General features: G+C 73.5%; 19 protein-coding genes and 2 pseudogenes. 9 read left to right on the top strand and 12 right to left on the bottom strand.

Going from position 1 to position 20,084, the window contains the following annotated elements; translation table 11 throughout:
- Positions 1–131: 131 nt before the first annotated feature.
- On the bottom strand, positions 132–545 hold the full coding sequence (locus LZF96_RS25530; protein WP_233877100.1) for a hypothetical protein: 414 nt from the start codon (positions 543–545) through the stop codon (positions 132–134).
- A 454-nt stretch (positions 546–999) separates the two neighbouring features.
- On the opposite strand from LZF96_RS25530, the gene LZF96_RS25520 reads away from it, so the two are divergent.
- The gene (locus LZF96_RS25520) at positions 1,000–2,601 is read left to right on the top strand and encodes an RICIN domain-containing protein (RefSeq protein WP_308294290.1); all 1,602 of its coding nucleotides are present in this window, start codon (positions 1,000–1,002) and stop codon (positions 2,599–2,601) included.
- A gap of 153 nt (positions 2,602–2,754) precedes the next feature.
- Here the strand turns inward: LZF96_RS25520 and LZF96_RS25515 are convergent, their stop codons facing one another.
- The 9 genes from LZF96_RS25515 to LZF96_RS27440 form a co-directional block, all read right to left on the bottom strand.
- Positions 2,755–3,858, bottom strand: a complete 1,104-nt coding sequence (locus LZF96_RS25515) for a sporulation protein (protein WP_233877098.1) — start codon at positions 3,856–3,858, stop codon at positions 2,755–2,757.
- A gap of 362 nt (positions 3,859–4,220) precedes the next feature.
- Positions 4,221–5,516: a cytochrome P450 gene (locus tag LZF96_RS25510; protein WP_233877096.1), complete on the bottom strand. Its 1,296-nt coding sequence runs from the start codon at positions 5,514–5,516 to the stop codon at positions 4,221–4,223.
- Positions 5,509–6,882 carry a cytochrome P450 gene (locus LZF96_RS25505; RefSeq protein ID WP_233877094.1) on the bottom strand — a complete coding sequence of 458 codons (1,374 nt, stop codon included), beginning with the start codon at positions 6,880–6,882 and terminating at the stop codon, positions 5,509–5,511. Before LZF96_RS25505 ends, LZF96_RS25510 begins: the two co-directional genes overlap by 8 nt.
- Positions 6,879–7,559, bottom strand: coding sequence for an ATP/GTP-binding protein (locus LZF96_RS25500; RefSeq protein ID WP_374203331.1), 681 nt, complete (start codon positions 7,557–7,559; stop codon positions 6,879–6,881). Before LZF96_RS25500 ends, LZF96_RS25505 begins: the two co-directional genes overlap by 4 nt.
- Positions 7,534–7,908 (bottom strand): DUF742 domain-containing protein, encoded by a 375-nt coding sequence (locus tag LZF96_RS25495; RefSeq protein WP_233877092.1) that lies wholly within the window; start codon positions 7,906–7,908, stop codon positions 7,534–7,536. The genes LZF96_RS25500 and LZF96_RS25495 overlap by 26 nt, the downstream gene beginning before the upstream one ends.
- A complete protein-coding gene (locus tag LZF96_RS25490; RefSeq protein WP_233877090.1) occupies positions 7,905–8,321 on the bottom strand; it encodes a roadblock/LC7 domain-containing protein in 417 nt (138 codons plus the stop codon). The genes LZF96_RS25495 and LZF96_RS25490 overlap by 4 nt, the downstream gene beginning before the upstream one ends.
- Complete coding sequence (locus LZF96_RS25485; RefSeq protein WP_233877088.1) at positions 8,318–10,018, bottom strand: ATP-binding protein; 1,701 nt, start codon at positions 10,016–10,018, stop codon at positions 8,318–8,320. Before LZF96_RS25485 ends, LZF96_RS25490 begins: the two co-directional genes overlap by 4 nt.
- A 701-nt stretch (positions 10,019–10,719) precedes the next feature.
- Positions 10,720–12,231, bottom strand: coding sequence for a glycoside hydrolase family 16 protein (locus LZF96_RS25480; protein ID WP_233877086.1), 1,512 nt, complete (start codon positions 12,229–12,231; stop codon positions 10,720–10,722).
- 592 nt (positions 12,232–12,823) lie between these two features.
- Positions 12,824–13,270 carry a hypothetical protein gene (locus LZF96_RS27440; protein WP_233877103.1) on the bottom strand — a complete coding sequence of 149 codons (447 nt, stop codon included), beginning with the start codon at positions 13,268–13,270 and terminating at the stop codon, positions 12,824–12,826.
- A gap of 185 nt (positions 13,271–13,455) precedes the next feature.
- On the opposite strand from LZF96_RS27440, the gene LZF96_RS25470 reads away from it, so the two are divergent.
- From LZF96_RS25470 to LZF96_RS25455, 4 genes and pseudogenes are all read left to right on the top strand, one after another.
- Positions 13,456–14,052 (top strand): TetR/AcrR family transcriptional regulator, encoded by a 597-nt coding sequence (locus LZF96_RS25470; RefSeq protein WP_233877084.1) that lies wholly within the window; start codon positions 13,456–13,458, stop codon positions 14,050–14,052.
- 115 nt (positions 14,053–14,167) lie between these two features.
- Positions 14,168–14,986: a redoxin domain-containing protein gene (locus LZF96_RS25465; RefSeq protein WP_233877082.1), complete on the top strand. Its 819-nt coding sequence runs from the start codon at positions 14,168–14,170 to the stop codon at positions 14,984–14,986.
- A gap of 23 nt (positions 14,987–15,009) precedes the next feature.
- Positions 15,010–15,381: pseudogene (locus LZF96_RS25460) on the top strand (SDR family oxidoreductase); the annotation flags it as partial.
- 94 nt (positions 15,382–15,475) lie between these two features.
- Positions 15,476–15,643, top strand: a complete 168-nt coding sequence (locus LZF96_RS25455) for an SDR family oxidoreductase (RefSeq protein WP_233877079.1) — start codon at positions 15,476–15,478, stop codon at positions 15,641–15,643.
- On the opposite strand, the pseudogene LZF96_RS25450 reads toward LZF96_RS25455, so the two are convergent.
- Together LZF96_RS25450 and LZF96_RS25445 are read right to left on the bottom strand one after the other, a co-directional pair.
- Positions 15,637–15,732, bottom strand: a pseudogene (locus LZF96_RS25450) (IS5/IS1182 family transposase); the annotation flags it as partial. The gene LZF96_RS25455 and the pseudogene LZF96_RS25450 overlap by 7 nt on opposite strands.
- A gap of 53 nt (positions 15,733–15,785) precedes the next feature.
- Entirely contained in the window at positions 15,786–16,322 is a 537-nt protein-coding gene (locus LZF96_RS25445; RefSeq protein ID WP_233877077.1) for an ATP-binding protein, read from the bottom strand.
- Positions 16,323–16,588: 266 nt separating this feature from the next.
- On the opposite strand from LZF96_RS25445, the gene LZF96_RS25440 reads away from it, so the two are divergent.
- The 4 genes from LZF96_RS25440 (at position 16,589) to LZF96_RS25425 (ending at position 20,018) form a co-directional block, all read left to right on the top strand.
- Positions 16,589–17,458: a hypothetical protein gene (locus LZF96_RS25440; protein ID WP_233877075.1), complete on the top strand. Its 870-nt coding sequence runs from the start codon at positions 16,589–16,591 to the stop codon at positions 17,456–17,458.
- Positions 17,459–17,725: 267 nt separating this feature from the next.
- Positions 17,726–18,529, top strand: a complete 804-nt coding sequence (locus LZF96_RS25435; protein WP_233877073.1) for a YcnI family protein — start codon at positions 17,726–17,728, stop codon at positions 18,527–18,529.
- A 245-nt stretch (positions 18,530–18,774) separates the two neighbouring features.
- Positions 18,775–19,512, top strand: a complete 738-nt coding sequence (locus tag LZF96_RS25430; RefSeq protein WP_233877071.1) for an SCO family protein — start codon at positions 18,775–18,777, stop codon at positions 19,510–19,512.
- Between the two features lie 20 nt (positions 19,513–19,532).
- Entirely contained in the window at positions 19,533–20,018 is a 486-nt protein-coding gene (locus LZF96_RS25425) for a copper chaperone PCu(A)C (RefSeq protein WP_233877069.1), read from the top strand.
- Positions 20,019–20,084 lie beyond the last annotated feature (66 nt).

Here is a 20,084-nt window from a genome sequence, read left to right as displayed (position 1 = left end):
GAACCGGTGGGGTGGGAACCGGGCGATGAGGGCCGATCCACGGGCCCGAGCGACGAAAACCGACCGGCGATCGCCGGTCGGTGGGGTTCCGTGGGCGGGGTTCCGTCGCCGGCGCCCGGGCCGGCGGTCGGTCAGTGGGCCCGGTCGGTACGGGCCCGCCCCGCACCGTCCACCAGCAGGATCTCGCAGCCGGCGGCCACCGCGCGGCGCCGCGCGCCGGGGGTGAGGGTGCACACCTCACCCGCGCGCAGGCTCAGCCGGGTGCCGTCGACCTCCTCGATCTCCATCTCACCGTCGAGGACGAGGCACAGCTCGGCTGTGCCGACGGCGCCGAACGGGGCGGTACCGAGGGGCGTGGCCCCGAACGGGGCGGTACCGAGGGGGGTCGCGACCGGTGCGGCCTCGGCCCTTTGGGCCATCGGGGTGATCGGCGGCACGGCGTCCCGGGGATCCGCGAGCGCGGGCTCGGCAACCGGCCCGGAGGCGAGGGGGGACCCGCCGCGCCCGGGTACGGGGGATCCGGGGTGGACGTCGGGCGTCGCCATGGAAACCTCCGGCAGGACTGGAACGGGTGACGGGGGCGACACGAACGCGTCGGTCTCCCAACCGTCCCCCGAACTCTGCCAGAACGCGGAGCGTCGCGCAGCCTCGGGCCCCGCGTGCCGGGCAGCAACACCGGATCCGCCGGGTATCCCCCCTGTTCGGGGACGGTGGTACCGATTCGGGATGTCGGGGTGACCCCGGTCACCCCGACCGATGGCGTTCGGCCGGCCGATCGGATGTCACCGACCGTGATCGTACCGGGGATTGGGGTCGGACATCCGGGACAAAGACCGCACCGAAAATACCAATCGACGAGCGGGATTGACGGGACCGCGTCACGTTAATACGTTTCAGTCGTCTGGGAGCGCTACCTCGCGGCACCGCCGCGTCTCTTCACCCCCACAAAACGCTCGTCGCTCAACCCCCCTGAGAAACTCCCGGAAAGGATCCCCCCGCATGTCCCATGCGAAGCGTGGACGACGCGGCTGGGCAGCGGTCGCGTTCGCGGCCGTGGCGGCGCTGGTCATCAGTCTGATGAGCGCCACCACCAGCCAGGCCCAACCGGTACAGAGCGGCACCTGGTACGTCATCGAGGCGCGCCACTCCGGCAAGGTCCTGGATGTGGACGCCCGTTCCCAACAGGACGGCGCCCAACTCATCCAGTGGACCCGCAACGACGCGACCAACCAGCAGTTCCGGTTCATCGACGCCGGCGGCGGCTGGTTCCGCATCCAGGCGCGGCACTCCGACAAGGTCGTCGAGGTCTACGACTGGAACGCCTCCGACGGCGCGACCATCGCCCAGTGGACCGACCTGGGCAACGACAACCAGCAGTTCCGGTTCGTCGACGCCGGCGGCGGCTACCACAAACTGGTCAACCGCTTCAGCGGCAAGGCCCTCGATGTCTGGGAGCGTTCGACCGCCGACGGCGCCCGGATCTCGCAGTACACCGAGAACAGCAACACCAACCAGCAGTTCCGTTTCCTGCCGGTCGGCGGCTCCGGCGGTGACAACCCGTCGGCGGCCTGCGGCACCGGCACCTACCAGGCCGAGGCCCGCCGGAACGGCAACACCTGGACCGCGCCCGGCTACTCCGGTACCGACATGCTCGCCGCCATGCGCGCGGCGGTGAACAGCCTGCCGGCCAACCGGAACTCGATGCAGCGGGTGGTCGTGCGCGGCTCCGGCTCCATGCCCGCCAACCAGTCGCTGGACCTGCCGAGCCACACCTCCGTCGAGGTGTGCGGCACCATCGACGTCACCGGCACCCCCGGCGGCGACCACGCGGTCGTCCGCGCGCGGAACGTCCGGGACATCGCCGTGCCGCACCTGACCGTCACCGGCGGACCGTACTTCGGCGTCTTCGCCCGGAACGTGACGGGCCTGCACCTGGGCCAGATCGACCTGCGCGTGAACAACGGCCTCGGCATCCGGATCGACAACCACTCCAACCGCAACGTGCGCACCACCAACGTGCGGATCGACAACGTCTACGTCTCCGGCACCAACAACCACGGCGTGGAGACCTACGGCGTGGACGGGCTGACCATCGGTACCGTCACCGCCCGCAACACCGGCTACTCCGGCCTGCTGCTCAACGACACCATCAACGCCACCGTGCAGCGGGTGGACGCGCAGGGCGCGGGCACCGGCACCGGCTACGCGGCCTTCCGGATGGCCAACCGCAACGGTCGGGTGGGCAGTTCCTACCCGACCAACATCCGGGTCGGCGAGGTCATCGCGCGCGGCGGTGGGCGCGGGATCTTCTGCGTCTCCGAGAGCGGCGGCGTGACCATCGACCGGGTGGACATCGCGCAGACCGGCAACAACGCGATCCTGATCGAGAACTGCTACAACGTGAACATCGCCGCCCGGGGTGGCACGGTCCGTGACCGTGACATCCGCCTCGCGGCCCGCTCGGAGTTCCCGAACAACCGGGACATCGTCCTGCAGAACCTGACGTTGACCAACTCCTCGCTGGTCGAGAACCCCTGCGGCACCAACATCACGTACCGCAACATCACCTTCAACAGCAGCTCCCGCAACACCTGCTCCTGACCGGTGGACGGGGCGGGACCCCGGGCGCGCACCGGCGCCCGGCCCCGCTCCCGCCGCCCGGAGCCGACGGGGCCCGGTACCGCCGAAGCGGTACCGGGCCCCGTCCCGTCTCCCCGGCGGGCCCCGGCGGCGCGGGTCCCGCCGGGGGAACGGTCACTCGTCGCCGCCGTCGTCCCCGCCGTCGTCCCCGCCGTCGTCGGCCTCCTCGTCACCGGAGAAGCCGTCCATCATCTGGTTGACCATCATGCCGCCGACCACACCGGCGGCCAGACCCGCGGCGCCGGCCGCGACGGCCGTGCCCACACCGGGGCCGCGCCGCTGCTGCTGCGCCATCCCGGGCTGCATGCCGGGCTGCATGCCCGGCTGCATACCGGGGTGCATGCCGGGCATTCCGGGCTGCATGCCGGGGTGGGCCCCCGGCATCATGCCCGGCTGCTGCATCCCCGGCATCATGCCGCCGGCGAACTGCGTCAGAGCCGCCTCACGGCCCTCCAGCAGCCGGGTGACCCAGCCGACCACCTCGGCGTTCCAGTCCCGGCCGGCCGGGTCGTGCGGCAGCACCTCGCGCAGTATCCCCGCCGGGTGCCCCGGCGGCAGGGTGCCGGCGCGTTTGTCCGCCTCCAGCACCACCTCCACCCCCCGCGGGTTGGGCAGGAAGGTCATCTCCAACTCGGCCACCCGATGGGCGAACCGCTCCGGCGGCACGAGGTCGAACTCCTGGTAGAACGGCATCTGTTGGCCGGTGCCGGGCAGCGCCTCGGGCACCAGCGCGGCGGCGGCGAAGCCGAAGCCCTCCTGCCCCAGCGCCTCCAGAACGGCCTCCTGCGCCGGCAAGGGCCCGACCGCGAACATGTCCAGGTCGCCCCCGTCCCGCGCGGCGGCGATCGCCAACTCGGTCCGCACGCCCAACTCCACGCCCAGCGGCTGGCCGTACAGTTCGGTGATCGGGGTCTGCCAGGGCAGGGTCAGCTCGAAGGGAACGCTGTTGAGCGCGCCCCGGGGGAGGGTGAAGTTCTCCGCGACGACCCCGCGGTCGAAGACCGTCAGGTTCTTGCCGTCGCCACCGCCCGTTCCCGGCGCGCCGACCCGGGCGACCAGTTCCAGTGTGATGCTCTGAATCGTGAAGTCGGCCTGTCCACCCTGGAGTTGGACCTGGCCCCGGAGAACGCCGCCCGGCTGGACGGCACCACCCTCCAGCACCGTGTCCACCGTGGGGGCACCCACGCCGATCGATCCCAGCAGCCGCTTGAACACCATGTCAGGCGTTCACTCCCTCATCCTCGTGGCAGGCATGTGTTCTTGTTGAACGGGAAGGGGAGGTCACGGGTTCCCGCCCCTTCGTCACCGAGCGTGCCCCGAGACCACCGCGACCACCAGTGCCGAACCGGACACATCCGGTCACGAACCGGCCGTCGCCGGGCGCGCGCGGCGTGCCGCACGGATACCGGGCGCGCTCCACCGGTGGGGCCGACCCCCGACGCGCCCCCGGGAACGGCCGCGGGCCGGTGTCCCGCCCCCACGTGATGGGGGGGCGGGAACCGGCCCGGTGGGTCCGGCCCGGTGGGTCCGGGGAGCGACCCCGACCCGGACGGGGGTCCGCGGGTGGGTCGGCCGGCCGGTCAGTCGGCGGGGCGTCCGAGCCGAACCGGCAGCGTCAGCGGCCCGTTGGAGATGATCGACGGCAGCGGCTTCGGCCCCTCCGACCCATAGGCCGGCGCCAGCTCCGGGAAGCGCGCGAACAGAGCCGGCAGCGCGATCGACACCTCCAGGCGGGCCAACGGCGCGCCCAGGCAGTAGTGGATGCCGTGGCCGAAGGCCATGTGGTCGCCGCGCGTCTCCCGGCTGATGTCGAACTCGTCGGCGTTCGCGCCGTGCGCGGTCGGGTCCCGGTTGATCGCCGCGTAGTTGACGGCGATCATCTCACCGGCGCGGAAGCTCTCACCGGTCTCCTCGTCGGTGAAGTCCTCCACCGCGAAGCGCGGGATGATCGTGGCGATCGGCGCCTGGTGGCGCAGGGACTCGTCGATCGCGTCGGCCCACTCCGCCGTGCCCGCGGTGAGCGCCGCCAACTGCTCCGGGTGGTTCAGGAGGTTGATCACCGTGCTGCCGATGAGGTTGACGGTGGTCTCGTGGCCGGCGCCGATCAGCAGCAGCAGGCTGTCGAGCAGCTCCTGCTCGGTGAGGTCCCCGGCACGGTGGGAGGCGATGAGGTCGGAGGTGACGTCGTCGCCGGGCGTCGCGCTCTTGAGCGTCACGAGGTCGTTGAGCAGACCGTAGACGGCGGCGGCCTCGGAGGTCGCCTCCTCGGGCGTGAGGCTGGTGTCGAAGAGGGAGCCGACGTGCTTGCGGAAGCCGTCGTGCAGCTCCTCCGGCACACCCAGCAGCAGGTTGGCGACCTGGAGCGGGAGGATCCAGGCGAAGCGGTCGCGGAGGTCCACCTCACCGCCGGGCTCCGCGAGGGCCGTGGCCGCGAGATCGTCCAGGAGCTGGGTGGTGATGGCGGTGATCGGCTCGGCGAGGGCCTTCACCCGGCGGGCGGTGAAGCCGGGGCCCAGCGCCTTGCGGAGCCGGCGGTGCTCGTCGCCGTAGGCGGACAGGGCGTTGCGGACGGCGACCCAGGTGACCAGTTCCCAGTCGGCGGGAACCCGCCCCTCGATCCAGTCCGGCCAGTGTCGTTGCGCGTCCTTGGAGACCCGGGAGGAGGAGAGCAGCCGGCGGGCGAGGCCGGGGTCGGTGATGGTGCGGGCGGGTATGCCGCCCGGCAGCACGGTGGCCGGGGCCGCGCCCAGCGCCCGCAGCGCGCGGGCCTCACCGTGCAGGTCGCGGGCGGTTCCGTCCAGGACGACCGGCTCTCCGCTCTTGGCGGTGGTCTCGGTGGAGGTGTGCGGGCAGCCGGATATCACGCTGTCACTCAAGGGTGCTCCCGGGTTCGTGGAACGGGGACGGTGTCGCGCGCGGAGGTGTGAACGCGACCGGCAGGGTGGTGAGGCCGGAGTGGAACGTGGGCGGTCGGCGCGAAGCCGGGGCGTCGGGGTCGACGGGCTCCGCGTCGGGCAGCCGGTCCAGCAGCCGGGTCACGGCGGTCTGGGTGATCAGTCGGGCCAGCCCCTGCGCCGGGCAGGCCCGGATCCCGCCGGAGAAGGCGAGGTGGCCGCGGTTGTCCTCGCGGCGCATCCCGTCCAGGGCGGGGTCGGTGTTGGCCATGGCGAAGGAGACGAGCACCGGGACCCCGGCGGGGATGGTGATCCCGCCGTAGGGGATGGCCGTGGTCGCGTACAACGGGCAGTAGTTCGCGACCGGCGGGTCCTCCCACAGCACACGCTCCACCACTCCCGTGATCGGCCGCGAGCCCGTGTAGGCGTCACCGGCGTACTCGTCGTCGGTGATCAGTCGCTGCAGGGTGTTGGCGATGAGGTTGGTGGAGGGGGTGGTGCCGGCGCCGACCACCAGCAGGATCTGCTGGATCATCTCGACGTCGGTCAACCGCTGGGGCTGTTCGATCATCCACGAAGTCACGTCATCCCCGGGCTCCGCCCGCTTCAAACGGGCCAACTCCAGGCATGCCGCCTCGAGTTCGGCATTCGCACGGGCCGCGTCCGAGACCGTGTCGAACAAGCGGGCGATGGCATCCACGATCGTGTAGCCGAGGTCCTCCGGGCAGCCGAACATGTGCAGCAGCACCTGCATCGGCAGCGGGGCCGCGTACTGCGCCACGAGATCCGCGGTGCCGTCGGCGGCGAAGGAGTCGATCAGGGCGTCGGCGATCGCCTCGACCATCGCCGGCAGGCCGTGGGTGTCCACCCGGGCCAGACTCGCGGTGATCGCGCCGCGCAACCGGGTGTGCTCCAGCCCGTCCTTCCACAGCGCGTTGTCCCGCGGCATGATCATCGGCAGGGCGGGGCTGTCCTCGGGCACCCGCCCCTCGCGCAGGGCCGCCCAGTACTGGGGGTCCTTGCGGAAGGTGCCGGGGGTGTGGCGCAACAGGTGCAGCGCCGCCTCGTAGGTGGTGGTGATCATGGCGTGCAGGCCGGGGCTGAGCTCCACCGGGGCGATCGGCCCCATCCCGCGCAGCTCCCGGTAGACCGCGTACGGGTCGGCCTGGAAGCGCGGGCCGTACAGCGCCGGCACGGCCGACCGACGCGCGGTGCGCCGGTCGGTCGGGGCCGGGGTCGCGGCGGTGCCCGTGTACGGGCAGCGCTCGTCCCCCGTCCCGGCGCCGGTGTCCCCACCGATGGGGACACCGGCGGTCGGGGCGGGGGGAACGGTCGGGGGTCGGTTCATCTCGCGGGCTCCGGTCGCAGCGTGAGCAGGTGTTGCACCAGGGTGATCAGGGCGTCCAGGACGCTGTCCCGCCGACGGGCGTCACAGACCGTCAGCGGGGTGCCCTCGGTCAGGTCCAGGGCCGTCCGCAGCTCCGTGCCGGGGTGCTCCGGGGAGTCGGGGAAGGCGTTGACGGCGACCGCGTACGGCAGGCCGAGGTCCTCGGCCAGGTCCAGGGCGGGGAAACAGTCGCGCAGCCGCCGGGTGTCGGCGAGTACCAGAACACCCAGGGCGCCGCGGGCCAGGTCGCCGGCGAGCGGCAGGAAACGGGACTGGCCGGGGGCGCCGAACAGGTAGAGCACCAGGTCACGGCGGTCGCCGTGCAGGGTGATCCGCCCGAAGTCCATGGCCACGGTGGTGGACTGCTTCTGCGGCAGACCGGCCAGGTCGTCGGTACCGACCGAGGCCGCGGTCATCTCCTCCTCGGTGCGCAGCGGCTCGATCTCCGAGACGGCTCCGATGAGGGTGGTCTTACCGGCGCCGAAACCGCCGACGATCAGGATCTTGGCGGGTTCCTCGTGCCCCTGCAGGTAGGCGGGGCGCGGACGTCCGGTTTCCGTCCCCGGGCCGGTCGGGCCGGTCGGTGCGGACGGGTTGGGCGAACGGGACAGGTCAGGTGCGGAGACGGCGGAGTCCACTGAGCACCTCCTCCAGGAGCTGCCGGTCGGGCAGTGCGGCGGGTGGGACGGGCGAACGGGTGGTGACGTGGCCCGAGTCCTTGAGATTGCTGATCAGGATCGTCAGCACACTGATCGGCAGGTCGAGATGGGCGCTGATCTCGGCGGCCGAGAGGACGCCCGGCTCGCACAGGCGGAGCACCCGCAGCTGTTCGGGACCGAGGTGCGTCGGCTCGGGGGGATTGGTCGGGGGCAGGACCAGCGTGGCGTGGTCTATGGTGTTGCGGCTCGGCGCGGTCCGCCCGCCCGTGATGGTGGACGGGCGGACCAGCCCGGCGTCTCGGCCGGGGCGTCGCGGCGGGGGATTCATGCCGCTCCGCCGCGGGGCGCGACGCCCAACTCCCTGCCGAGGCGCGAGACGGCACGGGCCATCTCACCGGTGATGATGCTGATATCCGCGTCCGGGTCGGTGGCGACCGCGAGGTAGGTGCCCTCTCCGGCGGCCATCATCAGCAGCGAGCCGCCGCCGTACTGGATCATCAGCAACTCGTGCTGCTCGCCGGCGCAACCGGCGAACTCCGCGACCGCCCGTCCCAGGGACTGCAGTCCCGAGACCGAGGCGGCGGTGCGCTCCGCGAGGTCCCGCTCCAGGTCCCGGGAGACCGCGCCGGGCAGGCCGTCCGCGGTGAGCACGAGTGCTCTGCGGACCCCGGGCTGGGTCATGATGTGCTCGTCCAGGATCCAGCCCAGACTCACAAGCGAGGTACTGCTGGCGGGCTTCATGTGGTGCTCACCTCGTCATCACCGGGGGTGGGGGGGGTGGGGGGGGTCGGACCTGCGTCGCCGGAGAAGGCGGCCCGGAAGGCCCGGGCGGCCTCCCCGGCCGCGCCGAGCCGGGAGGGCGGTCCGGCGGCCGGCCGCGGGACGGTCGCGTGCCATCCGGCCGGCTCCTCGGGGGCGGCGTGCCGGCGCCGACGGCGCTGGGGCAGCCCACCGGGGGTCAACTCCTCGTCCTCCTCCGAGAACTCACCGGAATCGGAGTGCTCGAAGCCCCCGTCGCCGTACCCGGCCGGGGCGCCGCGGTGGTCCGCGGGTTCCGGTCGGTCGCGTCGGTCCGACCGGTCGGCCGCGACACGGTGGTCCGCGCCCCAACCGCCCTCGTCCCGGGGCTCGGCGGAGACCCGGGCCGCACGACGGGTGGGCAGCGGCTCGGGAGCGGGTTCGTCCTCCGGGCCGGGCAGGGACTCCCGGGCCGGCGCGGGCGCCGGGGCCGGGACGGAGGCACGGGGGGCTGGTTCGGGCGGGGCCCCGCCGATCTCCTCCTCGTCCATGGGCAGCGGGGTCAGCAACTCGTTGGGGAGGTGGATGACCATGCGGGTGCCGCCGTACGGGGAGCCGTCCGGCACCGCGGAGGCACGGAAGCCGTAGCGCCGGGCGAGGAGGCCCACCACGGCCCATCCGGCGGCCAGCGGGGCGGGAAGCTCCGTCAGTCGCACGTCGTGGCTCTTGCTGAGCACCTCCTCGGCCTGCTCCTCGAGTTCCCGGGTGAGCCCCACCCCGCCGTCGTCCACCAGCAGCGACAGGCCGTGGTGGTCGGAGCGGAAACGGACCTCGACCCGGGAGGCCGGGCTGCTGTGCCGGGCGGCGTTGTCGAGGAGTTCGGCGATGGCGAGCACCACCGGCTCCACGACGCGGCCGGTGACCGCGATGGTCGGCTCGCCGATGATGTGCACCCGACGGTGCCCGTCGGCGATGCGACCGGTCGCCGCCCGCACCACGTCCAGCGCCGCCGCGTCCACCCGCTGCCGGCCCGGCCAGTCGCCCGCGAGGACGAGCGTGGCCTGGGCACGACGCAGCGCCTGGGCGACCAGCGGGTCGAGCTCGAGGAGCACGCCGGCGACCTGCTGGCTGCGCTCGTGCTTGACCAACAGGGCGTCGAGCTGGGCCTGGAGGCGGTGCAGCTGGGCGGTGACCGGGGCCATCGCCCCGCGCAGCGCGCTGCGGGTGGCGTTCTCCGCCCCCCTGGTCGCCTCCTCGGTGATCCGGTGCAGGGTCTCGTCGGCCCCGACGCCCGCGGACTCGGCGACGCGTCGCGCCTCGGCCATCTCCTCGGCCGCGGCCCGACGGGCGGTCACCGCCTCCTCGGCCGCCGAACGACGGGCGACCTCGGCGTCGGCCACGATCCGGGCCACCTCGTGGTGGACCGCCTCCAGCACGGCGCGCGCGGCCTGTTCGAGTTCGGTGCCCTCGATGTCGGGGCGGGAGGGGCCCGGGATGGGCTGTCCCCCGCCGGTGCCGCGGGCGGACGCCGCGACGGCCGGAACCCGGGTGCGGGCCAGGTGGTACAGCTCGTTGCGGGTGAGCCGGCCGGAACGTTCCGCCCTGCTCGCCCGTCGGCGGTCGCGGAGCAACAGTGGCGTCAGCGCCACCGCCGTTCCCGCGCCGCCCGCGAGCACGGCGGCCGATAGCTCTAACAGCATGCGTGTCTTTCCTTAGGCGGGGCTGTATGGGGGGGAGTGGCAGGAGGAAAGGGTTCCGGAGCCGCCCCGGCTGCCCCGGCCACCCGCGCCGTACGGGTCGGCGCGGGCACACGCGGGGACGGACAGGAAGTGCCCCCGGCATGTACCACATGGGTACGGTGCGTCATCACGGTATAGCGTGAACCCCCCGGATCGCCACGTCACCGGGAAATCCATCAAGATCATCCGACGCCCAAACCCTGTTGTGCTGCTCATTATTGTTGCACCGTCAGGAAAGCGCGCCCCGGGTCACGCTCCCCCGCGCGCTTCGCATCGGCGAACTCCCGGGAAGCTTTGAAGACCCCGGGGAGAGCTCGGGGAGAGCCCGGGGAGAGCCGGGGAACGAGCGTGTGCCCGGGAGCCGGATCGGGTTCGGGAGCCCGTCGGGGGCCGGCCGCTCCCCGGGGACGGAGCGGGAGCCGGACCGAGCGCGGTCGGGACACCGAACGGGCACCGGGACGTCCTCGGTGGGAACCGGCACGGACCGGGGGAACGACCCGGCCCGGGTTCGAAGGGTGCGACGGGCCGAAAGGGCGCGCACGACAACGGGCGGCGCCGGCACATCCCTTCGCGAGGTGTGCCGACGCCGCCCGCCGGTATCGGGCCGGGTTCCCGGGAGGCCCGCCCGGGGACCCGGCCCGAGGGCCGTCAGCCGTCAGCCGTCAGCCGTGGGGGATCGTCACCGTCGACAGGTTGCCGATCCCGACCGTGCTCGGGCCGTTGCCGATGGCGTTCCAGACCTCCACCCGTACCCGGCCGTTCACCAGGTCCGCGTGGGAGCCGGTGGACGAGGCCAGGCCCCGGGTCTCGGTGTACCGCTCCCATCCGGGTTCCGGATCGGAGGCGAAGTAGTGGTACGTCTCCGTGCGGTCCCAGGTGCCGTTGCCGGTGTGGTCGTAGGAGATCCGCACCTGCTGGCCGTTGGCGATGGTGGTACCCGCGTCCACGAACAGCTCGAAGCGGGTGTCGCCACCGGTGTACCGGCCGTTCACGCCCTGCGCGAGGAAGGTCTGCGGCCGGTGCGGCGAACCGTCGTGGTTGGCGCCGCCCGCCGAGGGGAGGTTCGCCGAGGCCCCGCCGGACTCCGCGGTGCCGAGACCGCCGTTGCCCCGCAGGTGGAGCACGGAGGGGTTACCGGGCTGACCGGGGTCCCCCGGGTCGCCGGGCCCCTGCGAGCCACCGCTGTCACCGCCCGAGCCGTCTCCGCCACGGGTCCAGACCGCGACGTGGTCCACGACCAGCGAGTGGCCGGGTTGGGTGGCCGCCACCGGCGTTCGGAAGCCCGCGACGCCGTCGGGGAAGGCCCCGCCCATCGCCAGGTTCAGCAGCAGGAAGTACCCGGCGTGCTCGGTCATGTTCGCCCAGGTCGCGGCGTCGAACATGCCCTGGTGCACCCGGTGGTACCGCTCGCCGTCCACATACCAGCGGAACTCGTTGGGCGTGACGGACCGGTCCCACTCGAAACCGTAGGTGTGGAACGCCTCCTGGCAGGTGGCGCCGGGGCAGGGCCGGCTGTCGCCCAGGCCGTTGAACTCGTCGCACGGCCCGCCGGGCGCCGTGCCGCAGTGCAGCACGCCCCAGACGGTGTTCAGGCCGTTGACGTTCTCCATGACGTCGAACTCGCCGATGCCCGGCCAGTTCCAGAAGTTGCCCCGGTAGGGGGAGCCGAGCGCCCAGAACGCCGGCCAGTAGCCCAGCGCGGCCTCACCCGTGACGTTCGGCAGCTGCATCCGGCCCTCGATGCGCAGCGTGCCGCCCTCGGGTGCCTTGAAGTCGGCGCGGTGGGTCTCGATGCGGGCCGAGGTCCAGCGGCCGGAGTCCTCCCGGAGCGCGGTGATCCGCAGGTTTCCGTTGCCGTCGAGGGCGATGTTCTCGGTGGAGTTCGTGTAGTACTGGATCTCCCCCGTGCCCCAGTTGTCGGGGCCGCCGGGGTAGGAGTGGCCGATGTCGATCTGCCAGTTCTCGGCGGAGGGCAGGGAGCCCGCGGGGCCGTTGAAGTCGTCGCCCCAGACCAGTTCCCAGCCGTCCTGGGCCGGGGGTATGGCGGCTTGCGCGCCGGTGGGGGAGAGCGCGGTGGTGAGCGCGGCGGCGGCCAGCACCATGGCGCCGACGCCGGCGATGACCGCCTTCGGGGTCCGCCGCCGTCGCGACCGTGCGGGGGGTTGCGTGCCCATGGGGGAGAGCACCTCCTGTGTGTGGGGTGGGGCCGCGGCCGGGGGCCGCGGCGGGAGCGCTCACCCGTCGTTATAGGTGTAGTCCAATCACGGGTCAACGAGGTGCCGGTTCCGGAACTTTCCCGCACCGCTCCTTCACGCGATCCCCGCACCGCCTTCCCGGGTCGGGGCCCGATGCCGGCGGGTCGCGACGACGGGCCGGACCGCTTCGCGCACCGGGACCCCGGTGCCGGCGAGGGCCCGGTGCCGGCGAACCGCACCGTCTCGCGCGCCGCTGGACCGGTGGGCCTCGCGCACCGGGACCCCGCGACGGTGGCACGGCCCGGCGGGCCGCACCGCCTTCCCGTGCCGGGCTCCTCGGCACGGTGGCCCGCACCACCTCGCCCACCGGCGGGCCCGCACCACCTCGCCCACCGGTGACCCGCACCGCCTTCCCGTGCCGGGGGCCCGGGCCGGACCGGCGGGGCGCACGGGGAGCCGGACCGCCGGTCCCGCCCGCCGCCCGGAGCGGACGGTGGGCGGGCCCGGCGGGGCGGTGGGCCGGGGCACCCCCGGCCATTCGGCCCGTCAACCGGACGAACCCCTCAGGGGGTCACCCCGTGAGGGGGAAGGCACGGATCACGTGGTCGCGCAGGAGATGGAGGTTCTCCCCGTCACCGGCCACCTCGCGATCCAACCGCGCCCACGGGTCGTCCACCCGCCACACCGGCTCCCCGGTCGCCGCGTCCAGCGGGGGTCCGATCGGGAACTCCCCGGCCAGCCGGACGAGCCGCTCCGGGGTGGTGCCGGATCCCGGGAAGCCCCCGACCCCCCGGCCGCGCACCGCCGCCGCGGCTCCCGCCTCGCGGTGGAAGCGTTGGGTCATGTGCTCGTCGTGGACGGTGCCGGGCAGCAGCACCTTGACGGCCGCCAGGCGCCCGGAGTCGTCCCGCCCCAGGTACACCCGACCCATGCCGCCGGCCCCGAGGACCCCCAACAACCGGTAGGGGCCCAGTCGATCCGGGTCCCCCTCCCCCAACGGTGGGACACCGTGATCCATCCGGCGATGGTACGTCGCGGCGTTGTCCCGGTCCGGTGCGGGCGACGGGTGGGAGGGGCCCGGCGAGTCCGTGCGGGCGGGGGAGGGGCCGGAGCGGAGGCGGTCGGTTCGGCGCCGGGACCCCCTCTTGACCGATCGGTCAAGAACGCCCTACGGTGTGACCGCCCGGCCACAGGGAGACCCCGATGACGGACGACACCCGCACCCGCCTCGTGCGGACGGCGCGCGCGCTGATCCACGGCTCGTCGTTCACCGATGTCGGTATCGGTGACGTGTGCCGCGAGGCGGGAGTGCACCGCGGCAGCCTTTACCACTTCTTCCCCTCCAAAGACGCCCTCGGGCTCGCCGTGATCGACGCGAACCGGGAACTCCTCGACGCCCTCCTGGACGAGTCGTTCGGCAGCGAGGCACCGCCGCTGGAGCGGATCGACTCCTTCATCCGGGGCTTCGCCGGCATGTTGACCGCCGCCCGGGACCGGATGGGCTCGGTGCCGGGCTGCCCCATCGGCAACCTCGCGCTCGAACTCTCCGGACAGCCCGGAGAGGCCCGGAACAGGATCGCCGAGATCCTGACCGCATGGGAGCGGTACTTCCGCGACGCCATCGCGGAGGCCGCCCTCAGAGGTGACATCCCGGCAGGAGTGGACCCCGACGCGGCCGCCCTGCGCGCACTGGCCTTCCTCCAGGGCATCACCCTCATGGCGAAGGCCCACGACAGGCCGACGCTCATCGCCGAGGCCAGGACGGCGATCCGGATTCTGATCGAAACCCCCACCACCTGACCCGACCGGCCCGCGACCGGGGCGACCCCGCTCACGACCGGGAGGACCCACCTCCACGCCCACCAACTTGACCGAACGGTCAAGCGGGTGGCGCGCATCATCCTAGGAGAACCACATGGACCTTCGCCCTTCGGCCGACCACGCCGGTCCGGACTACCGCTTCGGCCGCTTCCGGACACGGCTCCTGATCGACGACATGACATTCGGCCGGAACGCCCTCGGCCCCGGCAGCCCTCTACCGGAGTTCGACCTGCCCACCCTCGACGGGGGCCGGTTCGCCTCCCGCTCGCTCGGCCGACGGCCGGTGCTCATGGTCTTCGGTTCGCGGACCTGCCCCGTGACCGAGAGCGCCGTGCCCGGCCTCAAGCGACTCCACTCGCGATTCGGGGAGCGGGTCCGCTTCGTACTGGTCAACACCCGCGAGGCACACCCGGGCCGGACGATCGGCCAGCCGACCACCGCCGCGCGGAAACACCTGCACGCACAACGACTGGGTCACCACCACGACCTCCCGTTCGAGGTCGCGGTCGACGACATCGACGGCACCCTGCACCGCGCCTTCACCCCCAAGCCGAACTCCGCCTACCTCATCGACGAGGAGGGAACCATCCGCTTCCGGGCACACTGGGCGAACGACGAACCGGCCCTGCGTCGGGCGCTCGAGCGGACCGTGTCCGGGCACACCGTCCACGGCCGCAGCCGGGCCATGGTCGGACCGTTGCTGCGTGCGGTCGGACACCTCCCGGGCGTCGTCACCGCCGCCGGGCGCGGAACCGGTCGTGACGTCTGGCGCGCGGCGCCCCCGCTCGCGGTCCTCGGCGCGGTTTCCCGGCTCTTCACCCGCCTTCCGGCCGACCGACGGGGCCCCGCCGCGGCGATCACCGTCCTGCTGGTCTGCGTGGCCGCCGCGGTTCCGTTCATCGCCCCGAACTGACGCCACGGCCTCCCCCGGTGTCCATGCACCGGGGGGCCGACCCGATCGACCGTTGCCCGAGGGCCGGGACTCGAGCCCGGACGCGCTCCACGCGCGCGTCCGCGAGGAGGGCCGGACGCATCGCCGTATCGGTGGCCGACGCGGGAACCGTCGCGGACGCCGCGCTCGGCGCCCACACCGGGGCGAACGTCGATCCGACACTCACCGTCAACGTCAAGGGCCCGCTGTTCACCGTTCGGAAGGCGCTTCCGCCGCCGGCGGAGAACGCCTCCATCCTTGTCCTCGGCTCGAGCAACAGCGTGCGGCCCAATGAGCAACTCGAGGTCCCCAGCGCCTCGAAGGCGGCGGTGAGCAACCTCGTGCGCAACCGGGCCCGACAGTCGCCGGAGCGCCGATTCCGGGTCAACGCGCTCAGCCCGGGACCCACGCGGACCCCTGGCCTGCTGGGCGCCGCGGGGGCCGGACGTCGACCGGTTCGCCGAGGCCGTCGTGCCACTGGGGCGGCCGGCCGACGCCGAGGAAATCGCCGAGGCCGCCCTCTTCCCGGCGTCGGACGCCTTGTCGTTCGTCACCGGCGCCGAACTCTTCGCCGACGGCGGCTACACCCGGGCTTGCACGACGGCTGGTGGCGCGCATCCGGTTCCCTCGAAACGATGACTCTCCCAACGACCCCCGCGCCGACCGGACTCCGGTGGACGCGGCTTCAGCCGGGCCCACTCCCCATGTGTGAGATCTCCCCGCCCCATGAGCATGCCGACGACCCGGGGCCGGGGCAGTCACGAGATCCGCCGGACACGGCCTAGACGTGCAGGAGGGAGTCCTCGCGCCACTTGAGGACCTTGTCGAAGGAGACCACGGCGCCGCCGGTCAGCGACCGGTTGTCGAAGCGCACATGGTCCGAGAGCGCGGCGATCAGGCTCAGACCGCGCCCGCTCTCCCGCTGGCCGGGGTCCTCCCGGGCCTCCTGCTCCGGGACCCGGAAGGGGTCGGAGTCGAGTTTCCCGTCCCCGATCGCGAGCGGGTCCGGCACGCCTCCGGGGGAGGCGTCGGTATCGGGCTCGCCCGGCGGCTCGGCCGCCGGCGGGAAGCCGGGGCCGGAGTCGATGACCTCGATGTGGCAGACGTCCCCGTCGATGGATGCCGTGACCCGGAACATCTCGGAGGCGCCCGCCGCGTGCCGCACCGCGTTGGAGCAGGCCTCGGTGAGCGCCAGGGACAGATCGTGCGAAACATCCGCGTCCACGCCGGCGGTGTCCATGGCGCCGCGCAACAAACGCCTGGCCAGCGGCACGCTGGAGGCGTCCCGTCGCAGTTGGAGAGACCACCAGATGCTCATCCCGCATCCCTTCCCGAGCTTCTCCGCCCGCGCAGCGTTGTGGCCGCGGATCGACATATCCGTACGTATTGCCTACCCGCCCGGGGCCCAAGCGCACCCTCGGGACGACTCCGCCCGAACGGCCGATGGATTCGCCCCGAAAAGCCCATCCCGCGACCCGAAAGCCCCGGGGCGACAGGGGCCGATGGGGTGAAATGCGACGGATGGGCCCGTTCGGCCCACCCGGAAGGGGCGACGCCCGGAGCCGATGGGATGATGACACCGCCATGCACGCCCTGTCCGCCGCCGCCGATCTGCGGCTCGCCCGGGCCGCGGTCCTCGCCGCGGCCTGCGTCGCGCTGGCCGCGGGCGGACACGCCCTCGCCGGCGGGGGCACTCCCGGCATCGGCGTCGCGCTCCTCGGCTGGGCGGCGGTGCTGCTGCCCACCGCCCTCGCGGCGGGCCGCGAACGCCGCTCCCCGATCGGGATCGTCGCCCTGGTGGCCGGCGCCCAGACGGGGCTGCACGCGTTGTTCTCCCGGTTCCCGGCGTCGCCGGGAACCTCCCCCGGCACGTCCGGGGCGGGCCACGGGGGCGGCACCGGCGGCGGAAACGCGATGGAGTGGGCCGCCCGACTGCTGTGCAACGAACACGCGGTGAACCTCACCCCCGGCGGCGCCGAGGAGATCGTGCGCGCCGCCGGCCTGGACCCCACCGGTACGCCGGGCGGCGCCGGTCACGCCGCCGGTGACCGGTTCGCGGCCGGCTCCGACGCCCTCGACCCGACCGGCCTGCTCGCCGGCGGGTTGGCGATGGCCCTCGCCCACCTGCTGGCCGCCGTCGCCACCGGGCTGCTGTTGTCGCGCGGCGAGGCCGCCCTGTGGCGCCTGATCCGGCTCTCCCGGGGCGCCGGCCGGGATGACGCGGCGGGTGGGCCCCTCCCGGCTCTCCCCGCGCTCGACCTCCTCGGCTGGGGCCGGGCGGTGGCCCGCGCCCTCTCCGGGGCGACCGCGCCCCCCGTCCCACCCGCCCGGACCCGCACCCCGCGCGGTCCGGTGGTCCCGGTCCGGAGCCCGGAACGGGTCGGTGGCGTCGGTCGGCGCGGACCCCCGGCGGACGGGGACGCCGGGCCCTCGCCCCTCGTCCTCGCCGCCTGAGCGCACGGCGAACCCCGAACCCCGGGGCCCCGACCGGACGAACCGTCCGACGGCCCCGCACGGAAATCTCCCGGGATCCCGGAACTTTCGCCGTCGTCCCACCGACCCGTGGTGTACGCGGTGCGGTGTGACCGCGCCTCCGGTGGTCGGACGGGGACGGGCCCGTCGTCCGTCGTCCGGGCGGTGACCCGCACCCGCGTCCCGCCGAACCGACGTTCCGACGCACCCGAGACATCCGACGTTCCGATCACCTGGAGATCCCTTCCCATGTCCCCCGTGACCTCCCCGGTTCCCCGCCGCTCCACCGTCCGCCCGCTGCCGTTGCGGGGCGCCGCCGTCGGCACCCTGCTCGCCGCCGGACTCGTCCTGACCGGTGCCGGCACCGCCTCCGCCCACGTCACCGTGGACCCCTCCGAGGTTCCCGGCGGCGGCTACCGCACCGTGAACATCAAGGTCCCCAACGAGCGGGACGACGCCTCCACCGTGGAGGTCGAGCTCTACCTCGACACCGACCACCCGGTCGCCTCCGTCATGCCGCAGCCGGTGCCCGGCTGGGACATCGAGATCGAGACCACGGAACTGGACGAGCCACTGGAGATGCACGGTCGGCAGATCACCGAGGTGCCGAGCCGGATCGTGTGGTCCGGGGGCGAGATCAACCCCGGCATGTTCCAGCAGTTCCCCGTCTCCATGGGCCGGCTGCCCTCCGACGTGGACCGGCTGGTGCTCAACGCCATCCAGACCTACGACAGCGGCGAGGTCGTGCGGTGGATCGACGAGCCGACCGACGACGCCGAGCACCCGGCCGCCACCCTCACCCTGACCCCCGCGGCCGACGACCACGACCACAGCCACGGTGACGACGCCGACGCCGACGAAGCCGCGGACACCGACACCGACACCGAGCAGACCGCCGCCGGGGACGACGGGGACGACGCGCACGGTTCCGCCGCGGAGTCCGGCACCTCCGACACCACCGCCCGGGTCCTCGGCGTGGTCGGCATCCTCGTCGGCGCCGCCGGTGTCGCCTTCGGCGTGCTCGCCGGTCGCCGTCGGCCCTCCGGCTCCTGACCCACCGACCCCCTCACCACCGAGGGCCCGGCCGATCGCGCCGGCGTTCGGCGCGGCGCGGGCGGACCGGCTCCCGATCCGCCGGTCCGCCCGCACCCGCCGCGTCCCGCACCCCGGCGCGAACCGCCCCACCGGCCCCCTCGCGGGCCCCACCCCGCCACGAGCCGTCACGACCGGCCGCGAACCGCCACGGACCCCCGTGCGGCCCGCCCGCCGGCCCCACCGAACCACCCGGGAACCCAGCGATGAACCTCCGCCTCCCCGTCCGTGCCCCGGCCGTCGAGCCGACCGCCGACACCGCCACCCGCACCGTCCGTGCCGCCCGCCGCCGGTATCCGGCCGCCCTCGCCGGCGCCCTCGCGCTCGGCCTCGCCCTGACCGCCTGCGGCGGCGGGGAGGCCGACACCTCCGAGGGGGAGATGCCCGCCGCCTCCGTGGAGGGCGCCGCCGACCGTGATCGCGGCACCGTCCTGGACACCCCCTTCGCCAAGCCCGACATCGTCCTCACCGACACCGACGGCGAGCCCTACGACCTGCGCGCCGAGACCGAGGGCACCGCCACCCTCCTGTACTTCGGCTACACCCACTGCCCCGACATCTGCCCGCTGACCATGAGCAACATCGCCGTCGGCGCGCGGGACCTCACCGAGGAGCAGCGGGAGAACCTGCGGGTGGTGATGATCACCTCCGACCCCGAGCGGGACACCCCCGGGTCCCTCGGCGAGTGGCTGCGCGGCCAGGACCCGGAGTTCATCGGGCTGACCGGCGACTTCGCGGAGATCCGGGAGGCGGCGCGGGGCCTGGGCGTGTACATCGAGGAGCCGTACGAGGACGAGGACGGCGGCATCGTCTCCAGCCACGGCACCCAGGTCATCGCCTTCCTGCCCGACGACGACATGGGGCGGGTCCTCTACACCGAGGGCGTCACCCACGAGACCTTCGAGCGGGACCTCCCGAAGCTGATCGCCGGGGACCTGCCGTGAACCGGGCCGTGAACCGGGCCGTGAGCCATCCGGCGGACCGTCGCCCGCACCGCCGCCCCGCACGCCGCCGGGCGGTCACCGCCGTGGTCGCGGCGCTCGTCGTCCTCACCGCCGCCGGCTGCTCCGGGGAGGGCGAGGAGACGCCGGAGCTGAGCGTGGTGGGCGCCTTCGTGCCCGAACCGGTCAGCGAGGCCGTCGCGGGCGGCTTCCTGACCGTGCGCAACGACGGGGAGGTCGACGATCACCTGATCTCGGTGAGCAGTGACCTCGCCGGCACCGTGGAGTTGCACGAGACCGTGGACAACACCATGCGACGGGTGGACCGGTTCGTCGTCCCCGCCGGGGGCGAGCTGACGCTGTCCCGGGGCGGAAACCATCTGATGCTGCTCGATCTCTCCCACCGTCCCGTGGAGGGTGAGACGGTCTCCCTGGAGTTGCATTTCGAGACATCCGAGCCGATCGGCATCGACGTACCCGTCGAGGCCGGCACCCACACCGGTAGGTGACGCGAGCCGCCATGTCCCCCCACCCTCCCACTGCCGCGACCCCCCGCCCCCCCAACCCCACGATCC

Source organism: Streptomyces sp. ST2-7A (assembly GCF_021390475.1).
GTDB lineage: Bacteria > Actinomycetota > Actinomycetes > Streptomycetales > Streptomycetaceae > Streptomyces.
The sequence above is the reverse complement of the archived record's forward strand: the minus strand, read 5'-3'. Positions and strand labels throughout refer to the sequence as shown.

What these genes read in the sequence shown, in the direction of transcription:
- LZF96_RS25485 (WP_233877088.1), bottom strand. Translation starts at nt 10,018, where the DNA reads ATGCTGTTAGAGCTATCGGCCGCCGTGCTCGCGGGCGGCGCGGGAACG.
- LZF96_RS25505 (WP_233877094.1), bottom strand. Translation starts at nt 6,882, where the DNA reads ATGAACCGACCCCCGACCGTTCCCCCCGCCCCGACCGCCGGTGTCCCC.
- LZF96_RS25495 (WP_233877092.1), bottom strand. Translation starts at nt 7,908, where the DNA reads ATGAATCCCCCGCCGCGACGCCCCGGCCGAGACGCCGGGCTGGTCCGC.
- LZF96_RS27440 (WP_233877103.1), bottom strand. Translation starts at nt 13,270, where the DNA reads ATGGATCACGGTGTCCCACCGTTGGGGGAGGGGGACCCGGATCGACTG.
- LZF96_RS25445 (WP_233877077.1), bottom strand. Translation starts at nt 16,322, where the DNA reads ATGAGCATCTGGTGGTCTCTCCAACTGCGACGGGACGCCTCCAGCGTG.
- LZF96_RS25530 (WP_233877100.1), bottom strand. Translation starts at nt 545, where the DNA reads ATGGCGACGCCCGACGTCCACCCCGGATCCCCCGTACCCGGGCGCGGC.
- LZF96_RS25440 (WP_233877075.1), top strand. Translation starts at nt 16,589, where the DNA reads ATGCACGCCCTGTCCGCCGCCGCCGATCTGCGGCTCGCCCGGGCCGCG.
- LZF96_RS25430 (WP_233877071.1), top strand. Translation starts at nt 18,775, where the DNA reads ATGAACCTCCGCCTCCCCGTCCGTGCCCCGGCCGTCGAGCCGACCGCC.
- LZF96_RS25520 (WP_308294290.1), top strand. Translation starts at nt 1,000, where the DNA reads ATGTCCCATGCGAAGCGTGGACGACGCGGCTGGGCAGCGGTCGCGTTC.
- LZF96_RS25490 (WP_233877090.1), bottom strand. Translation starts at nt 8,321, where the DNA reads ATGAAGCCCGCCAGCAGTACCTCGCTTGTGAGTCTGGGCTGGATCCTG.
- LZF96_RS25515 (WP_233877098.1), bottom strand. Translation starts at nt 3,858, where the DNA reads ATGGTGTTCAAGCGGCTGCTGGGATCGATCGGCGTGGGTGCCCCCACG.
- LZF96_RS25435 (WP_233877073.1), top strand. Translation starts at nt 17,726, where the DNA reads ATGTCCCCCGTGACCTCCCCGGTTCCCCGCCGCTCCACCGTCCGCCCG.
- LZF96_RS25480 (WP_233877086.1), bottom strand. Translation starts at nt 12,231, where the DNA reads ATGGGCACGCAACCCCCCGCACGGTCGCGACGGCGGCGGACCCCGAAG.
- LZF96_RS25470 (WP_233877084.1), top strand. Translation starts at nt 13,456, where the DNA reads ATGACGGACGACACCCGCACCCGCCTCGTGCGGACGGCGCGCGCGCTG.
- LZF96_RS25465 (WP_233877082.1), top strand. Translation starts at nt 14,168, where the DNA reads ATGGACCTTCGCCCTTCGGCCGACCACGCCGGTCCGGACTACCGCTTC.